Raw genomic sequence first — 24,059 nt, forward strand, 5'->3', positions numbered from 1 at the left:
GAATGGATAGAATAGGATAGAGAAGGGCAGAACAACCAACATTATTCGCTTAACGGAGCCGCACATATAGCGGCTTTTTTACTTGAACGACATCGTCTTAGCGAAAGCGACGGAGGAATATCGATGGATTCGTTTCGGCCTGCAAAGGCTTTTGGGATCATGAAAACATTGACGCATCTTGTTGAAAGCGATTACATTTAAAGAAACCAAATCTTCCCTTTCGAAACGGTCCCGATTTACACCGTGAGCGAATATAGCGGAAACGGTACATTCCTAATTCATATGTCGTATGGAAGGATCATATTTTTAAGATGGTGCATTTTAACGAGGGATGCTGATAGGATGGGTGGCAGTTTAAATCGTTTTCTGCGAAAAATTAAAATCCAAAACCGGCTGGTCATTTCCTTTGCCGTGTTTTCACTTGTTCCCTTATTGGTTACGAGTATTTTTGCTTACGATACTTCAAGCGAAGCGATCAAATCGAAAATAAGCACGACTTCGATCCAGCTGATGAACCAGGTTCGCGAAAATATTGAAAACGAATTGGACAAGCTCGAAAACGACAGCGTTGACATCGCTTTCTCGGATATCGTGCAAAATACGCTGTCCGGCTTCGATACGATGAACGAATGGGAGAAGAACGTGGCGGAGCTGCAAATGCAAAGCATGCTGGCCAAGAAATTTTCGTTTCTTAACAGTGTTTCGGACGTTCTGATCTATACGCAGGATAAGAAAAAATTGATCGCTTACGGTGACGTCAACTTTAAATTCAATCTGAAGCTGGACGTGTTAAACGATATTTTCAAACAGGACTCGGCGAATAACGGCGTTCCCCTATGGACAATCGCCGGTATGGACAGTGAAGACCATATAAGCGATTGGAATTATCGCAGAGATAACTACGGAGATACCGGAATATTGCTGACCAGAAGCTTTAAATCGTTTCGAGGCATTCCATTCGGATTCGTGATCATGAGAATCGACGAGAAATATATTCTCCGGAAGTATAAAGACATCAGTATGGGAACCGGTTCGGAAATGTTTATCGTAAACGGCGGCGGAACGGTGATTTCCAGCCGGAACCCGAATATGAAGCCGGCGAAGCCTTACCCCGATCAGGAGCTGATCCAAGCGCTCAAAAGGAACCGCGAGAAAGCCATATTCTCCTTCAACGGCGCCGCTTCCGGCCGGCACCGCCTGTTCGCCTTTTCGTACATTCCCGGCGCCGACTGGTATGTGGTCAGCAGCATTCCGTACTCCTACCTGAACGATGAATCGATCAGAATCGGCATTTCGATTATGGTCTTAGGCGTCGTTTGCTTTTTGCTTGCCCTGTTCCTTTCCTCCCGCGTGTCGAGAAGCATCTCCACGCCTTTAAGGAAGCTGGTCATTTCGATGAACAACGTCAGGCGCGGCAATCTGGCAATCCGGATCGAGGACGACAGCAGCGACGAGCTGGGGAAGGCGGCGATGAATTTTAATCATATGGCCGGCGAGCTTAGCGATTTGATCGAAGAGGTCAAACAGAAGGAAAAGCTGAAGCGGCTCGCCGAGCTGAAAACGCTGCAGGCGCAGATCAATCCCCATTTTTTATCCAATTCGTTAAACACGGTCCGGTGGCTAGCCCAAATCCAGAAAGCCGATAATATTTCCGGCTTAATTTCGTCCTTAATCCACCTGCTCCACGGATGTATGGGAAAAGGAAGCGCGCTGATCAGCATCCGCGATGAGATCGAATATGTCAAGGACTATTTGAACATTATGGATTACCGGTATTATGGCAAGTTCAAGGTTCATTATGAAATTGAAGATGAAATTTTGGATGCCCGCATCCTGAAATTCATCCTGCAGCCCATTGTGGAAAATTGCCTGCTGCACGGGCTGGAGCCAGCAGGCGGCCAGGGTCTGATCGTGATCAAAGGTTACAGGGCCGGAGACGACTTAACCATTACGGTCACCGATAACGGAGTCGGAATGGACGATGTTTTGATCGATGCTTTGCAGACGGGAGCAAGCGGCCATCATCGTTCCGGGCTTAGCGGGATTGGAATCCGGAATGTGGATGAGCGGATCAAGCTGTATTTTGGAAATCAATACGGTGTATCCATACAAAGCGTTCCCGGTCTGTATACGGCAGTGGAAATCTCAATTCCGATCGTAAGCGAGGAGAGTGGCGGTCTTTATGCTGAAGGTGCTGATCGTTGACGACAATGCCGTTTCCAGGACAAGCCTGAAAACGATGATGGAGTGGGAATGCCACGGCTTTACGATTTCAGGGGAAGCAAGCAACGGAATGGATGCAATTCAGGTCATCGAACAAGAGCTGCCCGATGTCGTTATCACCGATATGAATATGCCGATCATGGACGGCATCGGACTTATCGAATATATGGAGCGGCAATATCCGGATATCCGTTTGATCGCCTTAAGCGCTTATGATGATTTTGATTATGTTCGTCAAAGCCTGAAACGGGGAGCGATGGATTACGTGCTGAAGCACCGGATGGATGCGTCGCTGCTGCTTGAGGTTTTGAAAGCGGCGGAAAACTCCATCCTCGCCTCCAAATGTCATCGCGAAAGGCAAAATGAGCTGTATCACGAGCTAACGGCCGGCAAGGCGGCGCTCGTTCAGCAGTTTCTGAGAAGGCTGCTTGAAGGGAGCATGACGGATCGGCAGGAAATACTGAAGACATTTAGCGACTATGATATCCGGCTGGATACCGCAGCCCTGATGGTAACGGTCATCGAAATCGACGATTTCCGGCTCATTGAAGAAAAATTCACTCCCAAAGAGATGAACGTGCTCATCCAAACCTTTCTTGATATATCCGGACAACTTGTACGCGATTGGGAGCCATCGTGGGTCGTGCATGCGGAGAAAGGGAAATTCGCGATTATTTTCGCTGCCGGCCAAATCAAAAGCAGGATGTATTTGTACAACCGGATCTACGAGCTGCTGAACCGGATCCGGTCGGAAATCAAGAAATACTTGAATATTACAGTTTGCTCGGGCGTCAGCAAGGTGTGGAACGATGTGCTGCAGCTGCCTCTTGCATACAACGAGGCCAAGTCCGTCTTGAAGGACAAGTTTTATGCAGGCAAAAACAGCATTTTTATTGAAAGCACTTGCAGCGAGCAGGAAGACGGATTTTACTGCCTGGATATCAAGGAGGAAAAGGCCATATACGCCGCCTTGCGAAATTTGGACGAGGAGACCGCGAGCAGCCTCGTCAATAAGCTGTTTGACAACATTTCACAGAAAAGAATAAGCAGCAAATCCACCCAAATCATCTGCGCGGAATTAATAAACATGGCGGGCAAGATTTGCAAAGAGACCGGTATGGATATCTCCGAAGTGTATACGACGGAAGAAATCCCCTTTAATCGGATTCAGAAATATGAAACGCTGACGGATATCAGATCCTGGATCCTGAATCTGTTCCACAAGCTGATTGCCGCGCTGAGGCGAATGAAATGGGACGGGCCGTTCAGCGGCAGCATTCAAAAAGCGATCGCGTTTATCCACCGCAACTATCGTACCGACGTCTCGCTAAAGGATGTCGCCGATTATGCCGGGGTCAGCAGCTCTCATTTCAGCAGGCTGTTCAAGGAAGAGTGCCGGATGGGATTTGCCGAGTACTTGAACCATGTCCGGATTGAGCATGCCAAGCTGGATATCGAGCAAGGCGATTATAAGCTGAAGGAGATCGTAAGCCGGGCCGGCTTTAATCACTACAACTACTTCTTTAAAGTCTTCAAGGAGGTTACCGGTATGACACCCCAGGAATACGAGCAGGCATGCAAAACAATTGAGCCGATCAATAAGTTGTAGCGGATGATAAAAAATTGGAGTCCCGGCACGGTGCTCGTTTTTTTATCATCGAAGTAGGTGAACGTTAACCGTTCATCTGCCATAAAACCACTTATTGTGAGGGGGAATGAGAACGCATGAAAAGAGCTTCGCTGATCGTGGTTACCGCTTTGTTCCTGCTGTCTGCCGTATTGTCGGGCTGCAGTTCCGGCGGTACAAATTCATCCGGCGGCGGCGATTCGAATGCCAAGAAGCCGGTCAAGTTATCGCTATGGACATTCCAGGACCTGCACAAAAATTATTACGAAAAAACGGCTGATCTATGGAACAAAAGCCATCCCGACGAGCCCATCGAGCTGACTGTTGACACGTACCCTAACGCGGAAATGCACAATAAACTGCTCATCGCTCTTCAATCCGGCGTAGGCGCTCCCGATCTTGCCGATATTAACATCAACTATTTTCAGAACTTTCTTAAAGGCGATATTCAGCTGGTGGAATTGAACGATATTATCGAGCCCGAGAAGGATAAGTTCATCCAATCGAGATTCGATATTTACAGCAAGGACGGAAAATATTACGGGATCGATTTCCACGTTGGCGCCACCGTCGTGTATTACAATAAGGAGCTGCTGGACAAAGCGGGAGTGAACCCGGACGCGATCAAAACGTGGGACGATTATATCGCGGCGGGGAAGAAGGTTGTCGCGGCTACGGGCAAGCCGATGACCGCCTTCGAGGTGACCAATCAGCGTCCGTTCTGGCCGATGATCGTGCAAAGAGGCTCCGATTATTTGGATAAGAACGGCGACGTCATCCTGGACAATGAAACGAACATCAAGACGCTGCAGGCAATGAAGGATATGATCGACAAGGACAAAATCGCCATACCGATGCCGGGGGGCAATACCGGTGCGGAAGAGTTCTTCACCTTCATGAACAAAGGGGGAGCGGCTTCGCTTATCATGCCGATGTGGTATATGAGCCGGTTCCTGGCTTACATGCCGGACTTGAAAGGAAAAATGGTGGTCCGCCCGATGCCTGTTTGGGAGCAGGGCGATGTGAGGTCGGCCGGCATGGGAGGAACGGGCACCGCGGTCACGAAGCAGAGCAAGAACCAGGAGGTCGCCAAGCAGTTTTTGGCTTATGCGAAGCTGACGAAGGAATCGGGCATCCGGATTTGGCAGGAGCTTCAATTTGATCCGATCCGTTGGGACGTCTGGGATTCGCCGGAGCTTCAGAAGCCCGATCCTTACTTCGGCAACGAGAAGGTCTTCAATGTTCTTTTGGAACTCAAGGATGAAATCAAATCGCCCAATATGGGCGAGCTGAGCTCGGCAGCGCAGGATCTTGTCAATTCCAACGTGATGTTCAAAGCATTGAAGGACCAGTCGCAGACTCCGGAGCAGGCGTTAAAATCGGCTGCCGACGAGCTGCGCAAGCAGAAGTAATCCAGCCGCTCCTGATTTGATGTCATAACGGCGGCGCCGAAACATGAGATGGAATCGGTTTTGGCTGCCGCCGTGCCGATGGAGGTGATCGCGGATTGAACCCGAGGTTCGGTCTTAAAAAAGCTTTGTACTCGGAAAAGCTGGCTCCGTATTTGTTTGTGTCGCCCTTTATTCTGGCCTTTCTCGTCTTCTTTCTATATCCTGCTTGCTCGACGGCCATCATGAGCTTTCAAGAGGTTCAAGGGCTGAACAGCTCAAATTTTATCGGGCTGGACAATTATAAACGGCTGTTTGACGTGCATTTTTACAACGCGCTGAAGACCAACACGATCTATACGATTTTATCGCTGATGCTGTTGATCCCGGTTCCCATCCTGTTTGCCGTGTTGCTGAATTCCAAATTGACGAAGGGAAGAACGTTTTTCAAGTCGGTGATCTTTATTCCTGCGCTGACCTCCGTCATTGTAGCGGGCGTTTCGTTCCGGCTGATGTTCGGCGAATCGGACACCGCCTTGATCAACGCCGTACTCGGCAAACTCGGGATTCCGCCGCAAAATTGGATGCTGAACTATGGCACGGGCATGATGCTGATGGTCATTTTGGGCACCTGGAGAGCCGCGGGCATCAATATGGTTTATTATCTGGCCGGGCTGCAGAGCATTCCGGAGGAATTGTACGAGTCCGCGGAAATCGACGGGGCAAGCGGCTGGACCAAGTTTTCCAGCATTACGCTGCCGCTGTTAAAGCCCATCGTGATCTACACGCTGACGATCGGCATTTTCGAAGGCTACCGGATGTTCGGGGAAAGCTACGTCTTCTGGAACGAAGGCATGCCGGGCGATATCGGCCTCACCATCGTGCGGTACATTTACCAGCAGGCTTTTCAGCGGAACGACCTTGGCATGGGCTCGGCGATCGGCATTGTGCTGCTGACGATCGTGCTCGCCATCAACCTGATTCAGCTGAAGCTGTTCGGACTCTTTAAAAAGGACGGCGACTAGAATGAGTGAGGCGGTTCGAAAAAAGTTGACGACGGCGGTCATCATAACGTTTTTCATCCTCGTTTGCTTCATTGTGCTGTTTCCGCTTTATTACATGTTTATGGCATCGTTCAAGGACTCTCGGGAGCTGTTCCGAAACGGGATGGACCTCCGGTTGATTCCCGGCATGATGAGCCTGGACAACTACAAGCTGCTCTTTTCGGACAAAAGCGTTTACCTGTATTGGTACCGCAACAGCCTGCTGATTACCGGGCTTTATACCGTGTGTTCGTTGTTCCTTTCGTCCTTGGTGGGCTATGGACTTGGCGCGTACGTCTTCAAGGGGAAAAATCTCATTTTTACGTTCGTATTGTTTGTCATGATGGTGCCGCTGGAAATTTTGATGCTCCCGTTATATAAGCTGATCGTGAATATGGGCATCATCAATACGTATTCCGGCGTCATTCTTCCTTTTGTCGTTTCGCCTATGGCCGTCTTTTTCTTCCGGCAGTATGTGTCCGGCATTTCCAAGGATTTCATGGATGCGGGAAGGATGGACGGATGCACCGAATTCGGGATCTTTTTCCGAGTCATGGCCCCATTAATGCGGCCGGCTTTCGGAGCGATGGGCATCCTGCTTGCCATGCAGAACTGGAACAGCTTCATTTGGCCGCTCATCGTACTGCGGACCAACACGATGTTTACGATTCCGATCGGTCTATCCGCCCTGATGACGCCCTACGGCAACAATTACGACATGCTGATCTCGGGAGCCGTGCTGGCGATTATCCCGATCATCGTTTTGTTCCTGCTGAATCAGAAGGCGTTTATTTCGGGCCTTGCGACAGGCGGCGTGAAGGGATAAATAACCCTTACATCGAATTGTTACTTGTTTGGATACCAATAATTTCCGGAGGTTGATCAGATGAAGACGACGATCACAATCCATACCGAAGCTGCGAAGCATAAGGTGGACCGCAACATTTACGGCCATTTCGCCGAGCATTTGGGCCGCTGCATTTACGAGGGCTTTTGGGTCGGGGAGGACTCTCCGATTGCGAATATGCGCGGTATTCGGAGCGATATCGTTCAAGCTCTGAAAGAATTGAAGATTCCGGTTCTGCGCTGGCCGGGTGGCTGCTTTGCCGACGAGTACCACTGGAAGGACGGCATCGGGCCGAAGGAGGGCAGAGCCCGGATGATTAACACGCATTGGGGCGGCGTGGTCGAAAACAATCATTTCGGCACCCACGAATTTTTCGATCTGTGCGAGCAGCTGGACACGGAGCCATATATTTGCGGGAACGTCGGAAGCGGAACGGTCTACGAGATGCAGCAGTGGGTCGAATATATGACCATGGACGGCGAATCTCCCATGGCCGATTGGCGAAAAGCGAACGGAAAAGAAAAGCCGTGGAAGCTCACTTATTTTGGCGTAGGGAACGAGAACTGGGGCTGCGGCGGCCGGATGCGGGCGGAATATTATGCCGATCTTTACCGGCGGTACAGCACGTACGTAAGGGATTACGGCGAAAACGCCATTTATAAAATCGCCGCCGGCCCCAGGGGGGACGACTACCATTGGACGGAAGTGCTCATGAGGGAAGCCGGCCCTTTTATGGACGGTTTGGCGCTGCACTATTATACGCGGGTTAAAGATCACAGCATCATCGTCGAAGGCGCGGACGGCAACCGGATTTATTTGCGTGATCCGCAAGCGGTCCGGGGACAGGCCGTCGATTTCGAAGAGAGCGAATGGTTCGCCATCATGAAAGCGGCTTATTTTACGGAAGAGCTGGTGGAAAAGCATTCGGCGATCATGGACAAATACGATCCCGATAAGAAGGTGGCGTTGATTATCGACGAATGGGGCACCTGGTTCGATGTCGAGCCCGGAACGAATCCCGGCTTCCTGTATCAGCAAAACACGATGCGGGATGCGGTGTCGGCGGCGATCAGCCTGAACATTTTCAACAATCACTGCGACCGCGTAAGAATGGCCAATCTCGCGCAGACGATCAACGTCCTTCAGGCCGTCATTCTGACGGAAGGGGAGAAGCTGATCTTGACGCCGACGTACCATGTATTCGAAATGTTCAAGGTCCATCAGGACGCGGTACTGCAGCCGATCGAGCTGCAGTCTGCAGCCTACCGATGCGGCGAGGAGGCGGTTCCCCAGGTCAGCGCTTCGGCTTCCGTCGATGCGGAAGGCAGGCTGAATATTACGCTTTGCAATACGGACCCCGGAAGCCACGCGGAGGTGGACTTCCGCACAGGCGGCTTTGCCGGCAAACAAATTTCGGGAAGAGTGCTGAAGGCCTCCTCCATGAACAGTCACAATACATTTGATGACCCGGATCAAGTATCGCCTGTGCCGTTCAACGGCGCAAAGCTGCATGCAGACGGTTTCGAGGCGCAAATTCCGCCGATGTCCGTTGTCGCGCTGACTTTGTCCTGAGATGACGGACCGCGGCCCGTGCAGGGATTGCTCGGAAACGATTCAGGTGACCCCGGAAAAGCTCGAACGGATGCTGGAAATGTTAACCGAGTCGAGACATATGGAACTGGCTGACGAGGAAACGAGCCGCAAAAGGCTCTCCCTCTGTATGAACTGCTCGGGATACACGCTTGCAGGCACCTGCAAATATTGCGGCTGTCTGGTGCAGATTCGGACAAAATTAAACCATCGAAGCTGCCCGTATCCTTGGAATCCAAAATGGTAGCGGATATGGTTCGGACAGCACATATTTGATATCAGCCGTTTGGCAAAGTATTTGGTCGATGGACCAAGTACTTTTTTTTTTCTGCATCGGAAATCCATAAAAAAGGCAGCACGAAACAAGGCGTATCTTTCGCGATAATTCAAGCTGCAGCTATTCATTAATTTCAAATTCCGACCGAAATAATAACAAAAACGAAATTGAATTTAGGGGGAATGTTATGTCCAGCAGAATATCCAAGTTGAAGCTTTCGCAATTATCCATCCGGACAAAATGGTCCGCCGTCATTCTGGTGCTCTGCATCGCGCCGCTCGCCGCTTCCTGCCTTTTTTACGTGAATTACTTCGGCAGTGTGACCAAAACCGACAATCAGCAGAACGCCAAAATGATCGAAGAGCTGAGTATTGCACGAATCAGCGATTGGATGCAGATGAAATTGTCCGCGATCGAAGAGCTCGTCAAGCAGCATCCCGAATTCAAATCGTTCGATCCCAAGGTCGTCCTGCCGCCTTTGCGGCTGCTGAACGAAAGCGACAGCCAAATCGATAATTACATTCTGATTCACCCCGACGGCAAAGGGATCGATGTCAGCAACGCCGCGTTCGACGTGGCCAACCGGGATTATTTTAAGAAGGCGATGGCAACGAAGAAGCCTGCCATCTCCGATATGGTGTTAAGCCAAAAGACAAAAACATACGTGCTGCCAATGGGCGTTCCCTTTCTCGACGATTCGGGGAACGTGGCGGGCATGATCTCCGCTTCGGCCTCGCCGGGGACTTTTTCGCAGCTGACCGACCGTATCAAGCTGAACCGGACGGGCTACGGATACATCATCTCCGGCCAGGGCGACTACTACACCTATCCCGACTCCTCGCGGATCGGCAAGAAGGTGACCGATTATGCCGTGAACGACAGCTTGCAGAACGCCTTCAAAACGATATTGGCCGATACCGAAGGCTCCGTTACCTATACGGGTGAAAACGGCAAAGAAGTGATCACGTACTTTCAAACGATACCCGAGACGAGCTGGAAGCTGCTGATCACCGTTCCGACCGCTGAAATTTACGCCAATGTGAACAAAGCGACGATGATGAGCGTATGGCTGCTGATCGGCATTGTTCTTCTAGTCGCGCTGGTCGCCATTATGCTGATCCGTCTGGTTTCGAAACCAATCGTATCCGTCTCCGCCGCGCTCAAGGAGGTTTCGGACGGCAATTTGCGCAGCCGGCTGGAAGTGAAGTCGGGCGACGAGATCGGTCAAATCTGCGGCAGCGTAAACAACATGATCGACTCGCTCTCCGGCATCGTGCAGCAAATTAACCGGACGATCGATCAGGTCGCCGGCGCTTCCGGGGAGCTGCTGGAATCGGCGGAGCAGTCCGCGGCCTCTTCCGAAGAGATTTCCTCCGCGATTCAGGAAATGTCGCAAGGCACGGAAATTCAAATGCAGGGCGCGGAGCAGTCCGCCAGCGCAATGGAAGAGATGGCCTCGGGCGTGCAGCGCATCGCCGAAGCGGCGGAGACCGTATCGGACCAGGCCGGGGAAGTCGCCAGGGAAGTGGAGGACGGCTTTACCGAAATCAAGAAGGCGATCCGCCAGATGAATGTCATCGGCCAGTCCGCGAACCGGACGTCGGGCGTGATCGGCGAGCTGTACAGCCATTCCGAAGAAATCGGGAAGATCGTGCACGTCATCTCGGACATTTCCAACCAGACGGCGCTTCTTTCCTTGAACGCCTCGATCGAGGCGGCCAGAGCCGGAGAGCACGGAAAGGGCTTTGCCGTCGTCGCCAACGAAGTGAAAAAGCTGGCCGAGCAGACGAAGCAGTCCGTCGCCACCATTGCGGAGCTGATTCACTCCATCCAGACGACGTCTTCCAATGCCATGGACGCTATGCAGACGAACGTGCTCGAGATCGAGGAAGGCATCGCAAACATCCAGGTCGCCGGCACCACATTCGATACGATACTCGCCTCGATGCGGCAGGTTTCCGCCCAGACGCAGGAGGTTTCCGCGACGACCGAGGAGCTGTCGGCCGGAACCGAGGAGATTACCTCCTCTATCGAAAACATGGTCGGTATCGCCAGAGATTCCGCCGGTAAAGCCCAGACGATCGCCGGATCCTCGGAGGAACAGGCCGCGATTATGGAGGATATTACCGCTTCCGTGAAGTCGCTCAACAGCATGATGGGCGAGCTGCAGCAGTTAGTTAAGATTTTCAAAATTTAAAACCGTCACTTGGAAAACGGCACGTTATGCTTCTTCTGCTTAAGCCCCTTGCGCAGGGCGTCTTCGGACGCCGGCTGCGTCAAGGGGCTTTGTTATTCGACAGCCATTCGCTTTCGATTCTTACAAATCCGGGGCCGGCTGCGAAAGCTTTTGGATCCGATGGTTCTATTGCTGGCTTCAGTCCGCCCGGTCACGAACGAACGGCTCCTTATATGGCTCCCGGCCTTAGCTTGGGGCTTTTTTGGCTTGCTTGTCGCGCAATATCGGAAAAGGGGAAGCAAGGATGTCCTAACGGTGCAATAAAGTACGCCCGGAAAAGCCGGGTCATGCGGATGGAGAACCGCGGCTACAAAAGAATACGATTGTGTGCAAAAGGCGCATGGGCTATGGTGGGGTAGGATTCGGGACCGGAAGGGAGTAAGACAATGGCGAAATCTCAACCGAATGTGATCGTGTTCTTCACCGATCAGCAGCGCTGGGATACGACCGGCGCTCACGGTAATCCGCTCGGGCTGACGCCGCATTTTGACCGGATGGCGGCCGAGGGCACGCATCTGTTCCATACGTTCACCTGCCAGCCGGTGTGCGGACCGGCCCGCTCCTGCATGCAGACGGGGCTGTATGCGACCGCCTCAGGCTGCTACCGCAACGGAATCGCGCTGCGGGAGGAGCTCCCGACGCTGGCGCATTATTTTAACGGCGCCGGGTACGAGACCGGCTACATCGGCAAATGGCATCTGGCCGCGACCCGTACCGAGCCGGTGCCGGAGCCGCTGAGAGGCGGGTACACCTGCTGGCTGGCCTCCGATGCGCTCGAGCACACGTCGGATGCGTACCGCACGCTGCTGTACGATAACGCCAACCGGCCCGTCGAGCTGCCCGGCTACCGGTCGGACGCCATGACCGACGCCGCCATTCGCTATATCGCCAAGCGGAGGAACAAGCCGTTTTTTCTGTTTCTGTCGTTCATTGAGCCGCATCACCAGAATCATAGGGATGATTATCCGGCGCCGGATGTGTACCGCGACCGCTACCACGGCAGGTACGTCCCGCCCGATCTGGCCGCCCTCGGAGGGACGGCCCATCAGCATTTGGGCGGATATTATGGCATGGTGAAGCGGCTGGACGAAGGACTCGGCCGGATCATGGATGCGCTGAAAAGCCTGTCTTTGGCGAAGGATACGATTATTTTGTTCACCTCCGACCACGGCAATCATTTCAAGACCCGCAACGGCGAGTACAAAAGGTCCTGCCACGACAGCTCGATCCGGATTCCCGCGGCGGTCTGCGGTCCGGGCTTCGAGCGCGGCGGCCGGGTGACCGAGCTGGTCAGTCTGGTCGATCTGCCGCCGACGCTGCTGGACGCCGCCGGCATTGCCGTTCCCGCCCATATGCAGGGGCGCTCGGTACTGCGGCTGCTGAAGGGCGAGGAGGCGGCTTGGCCGGAGGAGGTATTCGTGCAGATCAGCGAAAGCCAGCTGGGCCGGGCGATCCGCACGCGGCGATGGAAATACAGCGTCAAGGCTCCGGACGCCGATGGCCGCACCGAGGCGGGAGCCGCGCGCTACGCGGAGGAATTTCTGTACGATCTGGATGCGGATCCGTACGAGCTGACCAATCTGGCGGGGCTCGATTCGCACCGGGCCGTCGCCGACCGGCTGCGGGAGCGGCTCGTCCGCCGCATGACCGAAGCCGGCGAGCGGACGCCGGTCATTGAACCGGCCGCGCCGCGCAAATCGGGCCAGCGCAAGGTAGACCCGGAAGAAGCGGAGGCCTGACGTAATCGGATCAATATCGTACGTCAGGGTGTACACTCACTTCGGCAGGCGACGACCAGCCTGAAGGGCACAGCAACGGTCGATATCAAATCCGGCACCGGCCGCCGAAGGAGCCGCGCTGCGGCTGCGGAACCTAACGGCTGCGGTCCGGCTGTCCTGCTTGTGAAGGATGCTGAGGTTAAGGAGATGACGAAAGTGGAAGCATCGAAGCCCAATATAATCTTTTTTATGACCGACCAGCAGCGCTGGGACTGCATCGACCGCTTCAACCGGCACATCAAAACCCCGACGCTCGACAAGCTGGCGGAGCAGGGGATCGCGTTCAGCGAAGCGGTCTGTCAGGCGCCGATGTGCGTGCCGAGCCGGAGCTCGATGATGTTCGGGTACTATCCGTCCCAGCTTGGAGTGCGGACAAACCACGGCGGACTGTACGAGGAGTCGCTGCTTCCGTCCGACCCGCTGCCGGAGCTGATGCGCAAGGCGGGCTACCAGACGGCGGGCTTCGGCAAAACGCACTGGAATCACGGCGAGCGCACCGCCGAACCGTCAACGCGCGGTTTCGATGTGCGGGCGGTCGGGCTCGCCCGAAACAGCGGCCATTACGAGCGGGGAGCCGTCATGATGGACGATGTCGAGCCGGAAGGGCTCAGGCTGTACAGCGAGGAGACGAAGCATTACGGCGGCGGCGAAGAAAATGCGAACGGGTACATCGGCTGCACGAGCGAGGTGCCGATGCATCTGCACCGCGACGGCTGGGTGGCGGAGCAGTGCCTGTCCTTTCTCGACGGGGGACTGGACCCCGGGCGGCCGCTGTTTCTGTATTTGTCGTTTTTGAAGCCGCATGCCGGGTTTAACGTGCCGAAGGAATTTGAGGATTTATACGATATCCGCGACATTCCCGATCTGCCGCAGCCTCCATGGGACGATGAGCGGGATACGCATCTGGCCGCGACCGACGAGGTGAGCGATTCGAGCCGGCGGCAGTATTTGGACAAGAAACGAATCTGGCAGCGAATGACGCCGGAGGAGCGAAGAAGGACGACGCTGCGCTACTGGGCGAACTGCTCCTGGCTGGATCATTATTTCGGCCGGGCGCTGGAGAGGCTTGAGCGGCAGGGAAGGCTGGACGACGCGCTCATCGTGTTCGTGTCCGACCATGGCGAGATGCTGGGCGAGCGGCAGTACCGTTTCAGCAAATACTGCCTGTACGACAGCAGTGTCCGGGTGCCGATGATTTTGGCCGGCTCGCGGATTCCGGCGGACCGGCGCGGGACGCTTGACGATCGTCCGGCCGAGCTCGTCGATCTGGTGCCGACGCTGGCGAAGGTCGCCGGGCTTCCCCGCGATCCGCGGCTGCCCGGTCTCGATCTGCTCGGCGAGGAGCGGCGCGCCGGAACGTTTTGCGAATTTCACGGCAAAGGCGCTTCGGGACCAGTATCGATCCATTCGGCTCCCGCGCTGATGTGGCGGAAGAAGGACTGGAAGCTGATCCTCTATTTGCCGGGCGCCATCGAAGACGCCATCCAACGGGTCGGCAGTTTCCGCGGGGAGCTGTACCGTTTATCCGACGACCCGCACGAATGGAACAACCTTTACGGCGAGGATGAACACGCAGCCGTCCGGGAGCGGATGACCGCGGAGCTGCTGATGCATCTCGCGTGCGTTTGGGCGAAAGGTCCGTTCTTCTACGACCGGCACGGAACGGAGGCACTTGAGACGAAATTCGCCGGTACTCAGCCGAACGCGTGACGCGTTGGCTGCACCGCCGATTGCGCGGCCGGGTGAGAAACAGGCGCCGTACAGCCTGCCGTGCGTACGATAAGGCTTAAGCCGAGGAGACGGGTCAGCGGCAAACCCTGGCGCGGCTGTATTACAGCGTTGCAAAAAAGTGCAAGCCATGCAACGAAGTGCAACCCGGGCCGGAACCGCCCGGCAAAAGAGTATGATTTTGGGGAAACGCCCCGCGAGGTATAGTTAAAAACATGCTGCCCCGTCCAGACCCCGCCGGCTGCGGCTTATCAGCCGGTGCCGGGAAGGGGGGGCGCGGCAGCCGAGAACGAGGAGGAGCTTTGCGATGTTTGACTGGCAGCGTTTCCGGCTGCCGCCCGCGGCCGGCCGCAGCGGGCAATTTCGATTGCCGCGTCCATGCCGTAAGACCGGTCCGCGACAGAGAGGAGCTGGCCCAATTGATGAATGAACAACCTGCGGTTTTAACTCCCGGCACGGGAAAGAAGACGGGCGGCCGGGCCGACTGGCTGCGCCGGCTCGCGCTCGACATCCGGCGCGACAAATATTTGTACATGCTTGCGCTCCCGGGACTTGCCTTTTTTCTAGTGTTCAAGTACGTACCGATGTGGGGCATCGTGATCGCGCTCCAAAATTATTCGCCGTTCGCGGGCATCTCGGGCAGCCCCTGGGTCGGCTTCGAAAATTTCCACCGCTTCTTCGCGAACCCGGACTTCATGCTGCTGTTTCGCAACACGATGGCGATCAACCTGCTGAACCTGGTCTTTTTCTTTCCGCTGCCGATTCTGCTCTCGCTGCTGCTGAACGAAGTGCGGAGCATGTTTTACAAGCGGGCGGTTCAGACCGTGATTTACATGCCGCACTTTCTGTCCTGGGTCATCATCTCCAGCCTGACGTTTCTGCTGTTCGCCAAAGGGAGCGGCCTCGTCAACAAAATACTGGAGGCGTCGGGCGCCGGCAAAATCGACATTTTAACGAATCCGCACCTGTTTTGGATCATGCTGACGGTGCAGTCGATCTGGAAGGAATGCGGATGGGGTACGATCCTGTTCCTGGCCGCCATGGCGGGCATCGATCCGCAGATTTACGAAGCGGCGAAAATCGACGGCGCCGGCCGCATTCGCCAGATGTGGAGCATAACGCTGCCGGCGATCCGCAACGTGATCGTCATTCTGCTCATTTTGCGGCTCGGTCACATGATGGACGTCGGCTTCGAGCAGGTGTTCCTGATGTACAACGGCGCGGTTTCGCAGGTGGCCGAGGTGTTCGACACGTACGTTTACCGGGTCGGCATACAGCAGGCGCAGTTCAGCTACAGCACGGCGGCCGGCCTGTTCAAGTCCGTCGTCGGCCTGGTCCTCGTCGTAGGGGCGAACCGCCTTGCCAAAAAAATGGGCGAGGACGGCATTTACTAAGGAGGCGAAGCCGCTATGAGAGTCAGCTTTGGAGATCGAGTCTTTACCGCCCTGAATCTGCTGCTGCTTGGCCTGATCGGCATCGTGACGATTTTTCCGATCTATTACGTGGTGGTCGTGTCCTTTACGGATCCGGCCGAATATGTCCGCAGATCCTTTATTCTGTTCCCGCATACCTGGTCGCTCGCTTCCTACAAGTATCTGCTGTCCACCGAGGCGTTCGCGCGGTCGCTCGGCGTCAGCACGTATTTGGCGGTCGTAGGCACCGCGTGCAGCCTGGTGGTGACGGCATCGCTCGCCTACGCGCTTTCGCGCAAGCGGCTGCGCGGCCGCAATCTGTTTCTGCTGCTCATTCTGCTGACGATCCTGTTCAACCCGGGCATGATTCCGCATTATATGCTCGTGCGCCAGCTGCATCTGATCAACAGTCTCTGGTCGCTGATCATTCCGGCGCTGGCGAGCGGCTGGAACGTCATCCTGATGAAGGGCTTCTTCGACAGCATCCCGGCCGAGCTGGAGGAATCGGCGGCGATCGACGGCTGCAACGATTTGTCGATCTGGATCCGGATCATCCTGCCGCTGTCGCTCCCTTCGCTTGCCGCGTTCGGCCTGTTTTACGCGGTCGGCTACTGGAACCAGTTTTTCAACGCGCTGATCTACCTGAACGACGCCGCGAAGTGGCCGATCCAGGTCATGCTGCAGAACATGCTGCTGAACGCCGACAACACCGAGCTGCAGGCCGATTCGTTCATGGCCACGCCGCCTTCGGAGACGCTGATGATGGCGGCCGTCGTCACCGCCACGATTCCGATTTTGTGCGTCTATCCGTTCCTGCAGAAGCATTTTGCGAAAGGCGCTATGGTCGGTTCCGTCAAAGGGTAAGCGGACGCCGGCTGCTGCGAAAAGATAGGCCGCTTGCGGCGAATGCGACGAATCCATAAGGCATCCTCTTGGAAAGGTAGGGAGAATCGTGGTCGGATCGATTAAGCTTTGGTTCCGGGATATGGCGAAATACAAATACAACCGGCGTTTTTTTCGCAAAAGTCTGGTGCTGATTCTGCTGATCGCCAGCATTCCGGGGATGATTATCGGGGCGAGTATTTATCTGGTGTCCGGGAACAAGCTGGAGGGGGAGCTGCAGCGGCTTCACCAAAACCAGATCCGGGAGCGCGCCGCCAATATCGACGATCAACTGGCTTATTTGGAGCTGACCTTCTCCCACTGGGCATTCGAGCCTTCGTTTGACGATAATTTAAATCACCTTAACGTATCCAAGCAGTTCGAGCAGGTGCAGGAGCTGTACCGGATGCTGCTCATTATGGAAAGCTCGCATCCGCTGATAGGCAGGGTGCAGCTGTACCTCGACAAGCCGAAGCCGCTCGTATTCGACAAGTCGGAATATCAATACTTGACCGTTCCGGGTGAAATCAAATCTTACGAGTCGCTGATGGCCCCGGGCAAAAGGGCCGTCTTCTGGACGAACGCGCCGTCCGGCGGCGCGGATTCCGGCTCCGCGCTGTCGTTGGTGAACAAGCTGCCCGGCGGCAGCATCGAGCCGTTCGGCGTACTCGTGGCGAGCATCGACACGAAGCGGCTGATGCAGCTCTTCGGCACGCTGAACCCGTACAACGAAGGCGAAACGATCGTCGACGCCGCGGACGGCAGCTGGGTGCTGTCGGGCAGCGGCACCGGAGACGGCAAATCGCCGCTCGACGAGGCACTTCGGCAGGAGATCGGAAAGCAGCAGCGATCCGCCGGGTCCTTCCTGTTCACCTACGACAGCAAAACGTATTCCGTTTCCTACGGGCATCTCTCGCGGCTCGGCAAAACGTGGAACTACATTTCGGCGGTGCCGCTCACGGCGATTACGGCCCCCGTCGTCACGATGTCCAAATGGATCGTCTATATCAGCCTTTCGGGCCTGCTGCTCGCACTAATCCTGTCCTGGCTCGTCTCCAACCGCATTTATGTACCGATCGAACGGCTGGTGCGCAATTTGACGGGCAGCAGAAACGAAGGAGACGAGGACGAGTTCGGCCTGTTCGAGAAGCAGCTGGCCGACCTGTCGCGGGAACGGGAATCGATGCGCACGAAGCTGGATGAGCAGCTGCCTCTCCTGCGAGAGGGCTTCTTCCTGCAGCTGGTCCAGGGCCACTTCCTGTCGTATCCGGAAAACGACATCCGCGAGAAGATGAAAATGTACGGCTGGCATGCGGAGGACCGGCAGTTTATTTCGCTGCTGTTTCAGCTGAACGGCTTCTCCAGCCTTCAGGGACGGTTCTCCTCGGGCGACGAGGACCTGGTTACCTTCGCAGCCGCGAACATCATCGAGGAGCTGACGCGCGAGCAGTACGAGCAGGCGAGCGTCATCAATTTTCACAACTTCTCGGTCGGCCTGCTTCTGTCGTTCCCCGCCGATCACCCGGCAGGGTGGCTGGCGGAGGATCTGGACGCTTTCTGCACGAACGCCGTCCAAACCTTGAAGCGGCTGCTCAAAATGCAGGTGACCGCCTCCATCAGCAAATCGACGGACGCCGTCCAGATGATTCCCCGCATCTTCGAGGAAACCCAGCAGGCGCTCCTGTTTCGGGATCTGTCCGACGATTTGCAGATTATGAAAGCGGGACAACCCTCGGGGGCGAGCACGATGGAATGCAGCTATCCTTTTTCACTGGAAAAAGAAATTATTCACGCTATTCGCACCGGACTCGAGCAGGAAGCGGTGGAGCTGATCGGGCAGTTTATGAAGGAGCTCTCGCAGGGCGGCGCGACCGAGCTGTTCGTCCAGCAGGGGATGCTGCAGCTGCTCGCCGCGATCCGCTACACGGTGCTGCAGTCCGGCATGAATCCGGTGCAGCTGTTCGGCGGCGTAAACCTGTTCGATCAGCTTGCGCAAATCCGCGAGCCGGAGCAGATGCTTCGCTGGTTCGAGGTCAAGGTGGTCGCCGTCTTCGTGCAGGAGCTGATCAACCGCCAAGAGTTCCGTTTGAAGCAGATGGTCGAAAAAGTCGTTCATTATTTGGAGTCGCGCTATATGGATGCGCTTTCGCTGGACTCCTGCGCCGAGCAGTTCGGTACGAGCCCTTACACGCTCAGCCGGGCGTTCAAGCAGGTGATGGGCATCAATTTCATCGATTATTTGACGCAGATCCGGATCGATCAGGCCAAATCGCTGCTGCGCGAAAGCGAGCTGAAGATCAATAACGTGGCGGAGAAGGTGGGGTATCAGCACTCGTACTTCAACCGGATATTCAAGAAATACGAGGGCATTACGCCAAGTCATTACCGCGAGCTGAACCGCACCTGAAGCGGCCGCCCATCGATGTCTTACTCGCGCAACAAAGTCTTATCCGGGCGAAACGCCGCCCGCAAAAGAATCCGATTGTTTGCAAGCTTCCGAGCGGTTACCGTCTGAAGTAGTCTCGAACGAACATAAAAAAGGGAGGACCAGGACATGAACGAAAGAACGAAAAAGGCAAGAGGAGCCTTCGCGGCGGCTGCCGCGCTGCTGTCGCTTCTGCTGCTGCTGACGGCATGCGGCGGCTCATCCGGCGGCGGCCAGAACGCGGACAGCGGGAGCGCGGGCGGCTCGAACGCAGGCGGCGCATCCGAGAAGCCTCTGGAGGTCAGCATTATGGCGATTCTGCTGACCCCGACGGCGCCGACGGACGACAACAAAATCAAACAGGCGATCGAGAAGGCGACCAATTCAAAAATGAAAATCAACTGGGTGTCGGGCAACAATTATACGGACAAGCTGAACGTCACGCTGGCTTCCGGCGACATTCCCGACCTCATCTTCATCAACGATCCGTTCTCGTCGGTGTTCCGCAGCGCGGTGGCGCAGGGCGCGTTCTGGGATATCGGCCCGTACATCAAGGATTATCCGAACTTGACTTCGAAAATTTCGCAGACCGCCTGGGACCTGACCAAGATGGCCGACGGCAAAAACTACGGCGTTCCGCGCCCGCGGCCGTCCGAAGCGGATTCCTTCTTCATTATCCGCAAGGACTGGCTCGATAAGCTGGGTCTGCAGGTGCCGACGACGACCGACGAGCTGTACAACGTCATGAAGGTGTTCACGGACAAGGATCCGGACGGAAACGGCAAGAACGATACCGTCGGGCTGACCGCCTATATCAATCCGACCGACATGGGCTCGCTCGGACAGGTGGAGCAAAGCTTTACCGGCGTCGACGGCGAGTGGAAGCTGCAGGACGGCAAGCTGGTCTATACCGCGCTGCTGCCGGAAACCCGCACGGCGCTCGAGTACCTGGCGAAGGTGTACAAGGAGAATCTCATTCCGGAGGACGTCGCATCGATGAAGCTGACGCAGTCCCAGGATCTGTTCGATTCGGGCAAGGCGGGCATTCTCGTCGATAAGTCCGGCACCAGCTCCGACCATTACAACAAGCTGAAGACCGTCGACCCGAATTTCAAGCAGATCGACTTCTACCCGCTGACGAGCATCAACGGCTACAACCCGAAGGGGCCGGGCTTCTCGGGGCTGATGGCGATCCCGAAGAGCGTGCCGGAAGCGAAGATGAAGCGCATCCTGAAAATGATGGACACCTGGATGAACGACGACGTGTTCCAGTACCAGCAGTACGGCTTCGAAGGCACCGACTACAAGGTCGTGAACGGCGAGAAGGTGATCGACGAGGAGCAGCTGCAGAAGGACAACGGCCCGACCTTCAACCAGATCGTCTACGTGGCCGATCCGTATGCCAGCTCGACGAAGATTTTCTTCCCGAAAGAGGTCAACGAACTTTATACAAAAATTCAGGACGAGCGGGCCAAGTCGAGCGTCGCGGATATCAGCACCGGCCTGAACTCGGATACCGCCGTCAGGGCGCTTCCCGAAATCGAGAAGCAGGTGCAGGATCTGAAGACGAAGATCATCATTGGCCGGGAGCCGATCACCGCTTGGGACAGCTTCGTGAACCAGCTGAAAAACAACCCGGATATGATCAAGATGAGCCAGGAAATGACCGACGCTTATCAGAAGCGTAACGCAGGGCAATAACCGGCTGACAGGGGGACGGGAGGAAGCTTCCGTCCCCCTTATTCGTACGTGTCCTCCGAAGGCTGTTCCGGCCAGAGACAGTGTCTGCTTAGATTCCCTGCCCAAATCGGACGGGTACTAATAGGAACGCACCCGTCATATTCTTGTACAAGAATACAAGAAGAAAGGGGCGTATCGTTCGTTGACTACCGTTAAAGTTAGGCTGCGGCCCATTGTAAACAGCATCAATTTGCCGACTGTATTGAAAACAACGATCCTTCCGGGCGACTCCGTCGAACGATTATTTATGGCCACGCAGGTCGGGGAAATCTTTTATATCGGAAACGGCGGAGCGATCAAACCTTTTTTGGATATTCGCCCGCGAATCCTAAAGCTTGGCGCCGTCGGCGGAGGATATGATGAACGGGGACTGCTGGGGCTGGCGTTTCATCCGGAATTTTATTATAACGGCCTGTTTTATCTTCATTATTCGGTTGCCGGAACACAAGGCCCGGGCGCGCTTTCCGAACCTTTTCAGCCTGACCCGTGCGACCCCGCCACCTTAAACCTCAAGTGGACCGATCGAGAGACTCGATATGATCATATCGATACCGTCGAGGAATGGATTTTACGATCGAACGGTCAGCCTCAACGAAGACGGACACTGCTGAACTTGAGAAGGCCCTTTTTCAATCATAATGGGGTGAACAGCCTGAACTTTTCACCGGAATCGGGAAAGCTGGTGTTAACGACCGGAGACGGCGGATCCGGCTATGACCCCTTTCGATTGAGCCAGGACGATATGGAAATCGCCGGTAAAATCATTGAAATCGATGTCATGCAGCATACGTTTATCCTTGACCCGCCTGCAGCTACACGTTTTCATGAACTGCCCGCGCCCATTCAGCAAACGCTTGCGGTCATCGCCAAAGGGGTTCGCAATATTCCGGGGATATCCTTTCAAAAGTTTTACCATCAGGTGATCAAATATGCGGGAAATGTCGGGCAGGATTTGGTCGAGTCGATTTTTTCGTTCGTGCATTATAAACCGATACCGGTGACTCAACTTGTAAAAGCTTATGAAATGAAATCCGAATACGGCCTGGACGGGTCGGTTAATTTTGGCTGGCGGGGATGGGAAGGCGTTTTTCCGACTTCCATCACTAGAAGCTGCCCTGCCAATCCGGCTATGGATCAGAAAACAATCGCTTATTATCAAGAAGCTGTCAATACCTCCGTCTTGCGTCTTCAGCCTTTAACGAGTTATTTTCATCAGGATTCAAGGCCCGATAAGTTTAGCGGAACTGCGCTAACAGGCGTCCAGCCGTATATGGGAAGGGGAATTCCCCAGTTAACGGGAAGCGTCGTGTTTACCGATTTTGCCCGGAAAGAACAAGCCCAGCCTCCGGTCCGGGGAGCTTTAGCATATACCCGAATAAGATCGGCTGGTAAAACGAGTGATTTTCATGTCATTGAAACCGATCATCCGTTCGGGTCGCAGCCCGCTTATTATGTGAGTTTGGGAACGAACCGGGATCAAACCGGACTCTATCTGGGTGTGTATGGTTCAATGAATGTGACGGATCTTAATCGAGGCACCGTTTGTGAACTTGTTCCGTAATTCACAGCGATCAAAATCGGCCTTGTTCTCCATGCCGGGAATTTGCTTTTCTTTACGTACGATGCGTTTCTCCCCCCGTAACCCTCGGCTTCTCGAACACTTCCTTTATCCTCTCATTGCAGCTTGATGGACCGGTATCACACGCGGCGGGCGGAAGTCCCGTCTTTTTCTTTATCCGTGGGCGGCTTGATTCGCCGGCGTTCCGGAAAAGATGGATGGGGGCGCCCGTTTTCCAATCTCGCGGCGGAAAATAAACATCAACTAAATGCGCATAAACGCTTGAACCTGACGTGACGTCATGTTTTATAGTATAGTTACCGGTAAAGAGCTGGCGCAGCAGAAAAGGAGTTGGTTATGAAGCTTTGGAAAGTGGGACAGCTTGCTAAGCTGACAGGTCTCACGATACGAACCTTGCGGTTTTACGATCAAATCGGCTTATTCTCGCCTTCGGCGCATTCCGATTCGGGACACCGGCTGTACAATGAAGCCGACTTGTCGCGGCTGCAGCAAATTTTATCGTTAAAAGAGCTCGGTTTATCGCTCGATGAGGTGAAGTCCGTACTTAACGGCGGGTATTTCAGTCCGCTCGAGATTGTATCGCTGCAAATCGCCCGTCTGAAAGAAAATATTCGGATGGAGCAAAGGATTGTATCCGAATTGGAACATGTCTCCCGTTTAATGCAGTTGAAGCAGCCCGTGACGGTGGATGATTTTACGAAATTGCTGGATATGATGAAAAAGAGTCATGAAAAATATATCGTCGAACGCCGGATGTCGTGGGAACGCCGCCTGAATTTGCTGGGCGACCTTGTAGACGGACAATCCGGCGATCCAAGCCAAGGGAGCTGAAAGAGATGAACGAACGATTTGCCATACCCGACACCTTTGTTATCGAACGGGTGTATAAAGCCTCGCCTCCGCAGGTGTTTGCCTCCTGGTCGGATCCCGAGCTGAAAGCGCAATGGTTTTCGAAACCGGATACATTCGACTTCCGTGTCGGCGGTCAGGAAAAAAGTCAAGGAGGTCCTCCCGGCGGACCGGTATTTACCTTCGATGCCCGGTACCAAGACATTGTCCCGAAGGAGCGCATCGTATACACCTACACGCTGGATATGGACGAGACGCGCCTATCGGTTTCCGTGACGACGGTCGAGTTTAAGTCAGAAGGCGCTGGTACGAAGCTGATTTTCACGGAGCAGGGCATTTTCCTGGACGGCCACGATACATCGGCCCAGCGAGAGCACGGCACCAAGGAGATGCTGGACAAGCTGGGAGAGCTGCTGGAAAACAGGTAAACGATCA

17 protein-coding genes are annotated in these 24,059 nt (G+C 54.8%); all 17 read left to right on the forward strand.

Going from position 1 to position 24,059, the window contains the following annotated elements:
• Nucleotides 1–342 precede the first annotated feature (342 nt).
• The gene (locus PD282_RS13300; protein WP_274651160.1) at nt 343–2,205 is read left to right on the forward strand and encodes a cache domain-containing sensor histidine kinase; all 1,863 of its coding nucleotides are present in this window, start codon (nt 343–345) and stop codon (nt 2,203–2,205) included.
• Nucleotides 2,183–3,832 (forward strand): response regulator transcription factor, encoded by a 1,650-nt coding sequence (locus PD282_RS13305; protein ID WP_274651161.1) that lies wholly within the window; start codon nt 2,183–2,185, stop codon nt 3,830–3,832. The genes PD282_RS13300 and PD282_RS13305 overlap by 23 nt, the downstream gene beginning before the upstream one ends.
• 116 nt (nt 3,833–3,948) lie before the next feature.
• Nucleotides 3,949–5,262, forward strand: a complete 1,314-nt coding sequence (locus tag PD282_RS13310; protein WP_274651162.1) for an ABC transporter substrate-binding protein — start codon at nt 3,949–3,951, stop codon at nt 5,260–5,262.
• 95 nt (nt 5,263–5,357) lie between these two features.
• Nucleotides 5,358–6,263, forward strand: a complete 906-nt coding sequence (locus tag PD282_RS13315) for a carbohydrate ABC transporter permease (RefSeq protein ID WP_274651163.1) — start codon at nt 5,358–5,360, stop codon at nt 6,261–6,263.
• A gap of 1 nt (nt 6,264) precedes the next feature.
• Nucleotides 6,265–7,107: a carbohydrate ABC transporter permease gene (locus tag PD282_RS13320; RefSeq protein WP_274651164.1), complete on the forward strand. Its 843-nt coding sequence runs from the start codon at nt 6,265–6,267 to the stop codon at nt 7,105–7,107.
• Nucleotides 7,108–7,167: 60 nt separating this feature from the next.
• Nucleotides 7,168–8,700, forward strand: a complete 1,533-nt coding sequence (locus PD282_RS13325; protein WP_274651165.1) for an alpha-N-arabinofuranosidase — start codon at nt 7,168–7,170, stop codon at nt 8,698–8,700.
• A gap of 1 nt (nt 8,701) precedes the next feature.
• Nucleotides 8,702–8,965, forward strand: coding sequence for a DUF6171 family protein (locus PD282_RS27450; RefSeq protein ID WP_420832292.1), 264 nt, complete (start codon nt 8,702–8,704; stop codon nt 8,963–8,965).
• A 217-nt stretch (nt 8,966–9,182) separates the two neighbouring features.
• Entirely contained in the window at nt 9,183–11,192 is a 2,010-nt protein-coding gene (locus PD282_RS13330; protein WP_274651166.1) for a methyl-accepting chemotaxis protein, read from the forward strand.
• A gap of 425 nt (nt 11,193–11,617) precedes the next feature.
• A complete protein-coding gene (locus tag PD282_RS13335) occupies nt 11,618–12,970 on the forward strand; it encodes a sulfatase family protein (protein WP_274651167.1) in 1,353 nt (450 codons plus the stop codon).
• A gap of 195 nt (nt 12,971–13,165) precedes the next feature.
• Nucleotides 13,166–14,719, forward strand: coding sequence for a sulfatase family protein (locus PD282_RS13340; RefSeq protein WP_274651168.1), 1,554 nt, complete (start codon nt 13,166–13,168; stop codon nt 14,717–14,719).
• Between the two features lie 440 nt (nt 14,720–15,159).
• A complete protein-coding gene (locus PD282_RS13345; RefSeq protein ID WP_420832357.1) occupies nt 15,160–16,131 on the forward strand; it encodes an ABC transporter permease in 972 nt (323 codons plus the stop codon).
• A 15-nt stretch (nt 16,132–16,146) separates the two neighbouring features.
• Nucleotides 16,147–17,013 carry a carbohydrate ABC transporter permease gene (locus PD282_RS13350; RefSeq protein ID WP_274651170.1) on the forward strand — a complete coding sequence of 289 codons (867 nt, stop codon included), beginning with the start codon at nt 16,147–16,149 and terminating at the stop codon, nt 17,011–17,013.
• An 88-nt stretch (nt 17,014–17,101) separates the two neighbouring features.
• The gene (locus tag PD282_RS13355) at nt 17,102–19,438 is read left to right on the forward strand and encodes an AraC family transcriptional regulator (protein ID WP_274651171.1); all 2,337 of its coding nucleotides are present in this window, start codon (nt 17,102–17,104) and stop codon (nt 19,436–19,438) included.
• 147 nt (nt 19,439–19,585) lie between these two features.
• Nucleotides 19,586–21,157: an extracellular solute-binding protein gene (locus PD282_RS13360; RefSeq protein ID WP_274651172.1), complete on the forward strand. Its 1,572-nt coding sequence runs from the start codon at nt 19,586–19,588 to the stop codon at nt 21,155–21,157.
• Between the two features lie 181 nt (nt 21,158–21,338).
• Complete coding sequence (locus tag PD282_RS13365) at nt 21,339–22,757, forward strand: PQQ-dependent sugar dehydrogenase (protein ID WP_274651173.1); 1,419 nt, start codon at nt 21,339–21,341, stop codon at nt 22,755–22,757.
• A gap of 354 nt (nt 22,758–23,111) precedes the next feature.
• Nucleotides 23,112–23,606: a MerR family transcriptional regulator gene (locus PD282_RS13370; RefSeq protein ID WP_274651174.1), complete on the forward strand. Its 495-nt coding sequence runs from the start codon at nt 23,112–23,114 to the stop codon at nt 23,604–23,606.
• A 5-nt stretch (nt 23,607–23,611) separates the two neighbouring features.
• The gene (locus PD282_RS13375) at nt 23,612–24,052 is read left to right on the forward strand and encodes an SRPBCC family protein (protein ID WP_274651175.1); all 441 of its coding nucleotides are present in this window, start codon (nt 23,612–23,614) and stop codon (nt 24,050–24,052) included.
• Nucleotides 24,053–24,059: the final 7 nt, after the last annotated feature.

This window comes from Paenibacillus humicola (genome assembly GCF_028826105.1).
Classification (GTDB): Bacteria; Bacillota; Bacilli; order Paenibacillales; family Paenibacillaceae; genus Paenibacillus_Z; species Paenibacillus_Z humicola.